This window comes from Dyella sp. 01N36, from assembly GCF_056399745.1.
Map to the genome: position 1 here is coordinate 1 of NZ_JBFTRY010000324.1, position 2,226 is coordinate 2,226.

The window sequence follows — 2,226 nt, forward strand, 5'->3', positions numbered from 1 at the left end:
GTGAGCATCCTGCGAGGACTTGCCTTGGCCCTGGTACTGTTTGCTCTCGTCGCGCTGCTGGCCCGCCTGGCCTTGTGCATTGTCGGGCGGTGTAGTCGAGGGACCCGAGCCTGCCTTGCCCTTGTTGTCCTTCGCACCGTTGTCGTTCTGCGGATTCTTAGGCTGATGACGCATCCAGTCTTCCACCGCCTTGCGATTGGCCAGCGCATCGGCGTTCTTGGGATCGGCCTTGAGCGCTCGATCGTAGGCATCCAGGGCGCCCTGGTAATCGCGCTGCCTGGCCAGCGCATTGCCAAGGTTGTATTGCGCGTCAGTGCCAGCCAGCGGGCGCAGCTGATTGCCTGCCGCGGCGTAGTCTCCGGCGCGATAGGCGGCCGCTCCACGCAAGGCGGGATCGCGCGCCAACTGCTCGGCACGCCTGGCATCGCCCTGTTGCAACGCCATGGCGGCTTGTTGATCGGGGCGACGCCACAAATCGCTCCACGTGCTCGCCTGTGCCACACCGGGCATCGCGGGCAGCAACGCCAGCGCGAACAGCATCAGCCAACCACGGCGGAACGACGTGGCCGCCAGCGGCAGCAACAACAGCAGCAACCATGGCCCGCGATCCTGCCATTCGTCGCCGTGCAGATCGGCCGCCAGTGTTGCCGGTCCGCCTGCGCGCAGTTCGCCATCGAGCGCGCGTATGTCGCGATCATCATCGGTCATCGGCACGTATTGCCCGCCGCCGCTGGCGGCGAGTGCGCGCAAGGCATCGTCGTTGCGCCGCGCGAGCGTCACGCCGCCTTGCGCGTCGCGCTGGAAGCTGTTGTCCGACAGCGGTACCGGGCCACCTTGCGCAGTACCGATGCCCAGCACCGAAACGCGCACGCCATCGGCCAGCGCCTTGCGCGCGGCAGCCTGCGCCGCAGCATCGGCATCATCGGTGACCAGCACCAGCGAGCCGCCGCCGACCTTGGCGTCGTGTATCAGGCTGACGCCGCGTTCGATGGCCTGGGCCGGATCGTCGCCATCGACAGGCATGGTATCGGGCGAGAGTGCCGCCAGCAGATCGTTGAGCGCCGCGCCATCGGAGGTCAACGGCGCCACCACGAAGGCTTCGCCAGCGTACGCGATCAACGCGTTCAGCCCATCATGATTGCTGGCCAGGAGATCTCGCACCTTGTAGCGCGCGCGATCCAGCCGGCTTGGTGTCACATCGCGCGCCAACATGCGCTGCGACAGCGACACGGCCACCACCTGGGCGGCGCGTTTCGCATACAAGGGTTGCGCCACGCGGCTCCAGGTGGGTCCTGCCATCGCCAGCGTGACGAGCGCCCAGCCACAGGCCAGCAACCATGGCGTGGCGCGCCTGCGCACGGGATTTCCTTTCAACAGGAACGGCAACAACTCCGCATCGACCAGGCGCGACAGTTGTTCGCGCGCACCGTGTCGCCCTGCGGCAAGCGCAATCAACAGCGGCAGCGCGCAAAGAGCGAGCAGCCACCACGGCCGCAGGAAATGAAACTGCTGCCATGCCTCGCTCATGCAAACGCCTCCCGGCGGCGCACATGCGGTGCGAAGGCGAGCAGCCATGCCAGCACGGCGAAGCCCAGCGGCCAGCGGAACAACTCATGGCGCGGCCGCAGCGAAGGGCCTTGTTGCGGCATCGGCTCAAGTGCATCGATGGCGCGATAGGCATCGGCCAATTGACTGGCATCCGTAGCGCGGAAATAGCGACCACCGGTCTGCGTCGCCATGGTGCGCAGCATGTTTTCGTCCAGGTCCGCCGACGGATTCACCGTATGCGTGCCAAACAAATCGGGAATGCTCATCTCCGTGGCGCCGATGCCGATGGTGTAGATGCGCACGCCAGCGGCTTTCGCCGCATGCGCGGCATCAAGCGGCGCGATGTTGCCGGCGTTGTTGACGCCATCGGTCAGCAGCACGACTACGCGCGCCTGTTCCGGCAAACCCGCCAGCCGCTTCACCGCCACGCCGATGGCATCGCCAATCGCCGTTTCGGTACCTGCCAGGCCCACGGCCGCGCCCTGCAGCTGTGCGCGCACGGCCTGCAAGTCATAGGTGAGCGGCGTCACCAGGAAGGCTCGGCTGCCGAACAGGATCAAACCCATCTCATCGCCGCTACGACGCGCAATGAAATCGCCGGCAATCGCCTCCACTGCACCAAAGCGGCTGACCGGCTGCCCGCTCAGCTGCATGTCGTCGGTGCGCATGCTTCCGGAT

At 66.5% G+C, this 2,226-nt stretch carries 2 protein-coding genes; both read right to left on the reverse strand.

Translation table 11 applies throughout. The annotated features are described in order from the left end of the window. Positions 1-1,527 (reverse strand): VWA domain-containing protein (locus AC1DMG_RS21665; RefSeq protein WP_477181106.1); only part of this gene is annotated, 1,527 nt, incomplete at its 3' end. Then, positions 1,524-2,226 (reverse strand): VWA domain-containing protein (locus AC1DMG_RS21670; protein WP_477181107.1); only part of this gene is annotated, 703 nt, incomplete at its 5' end. The genes AC1DMG_RS21665 and AC1DMG_RS21670, both read right to left, overlap by 4 nt.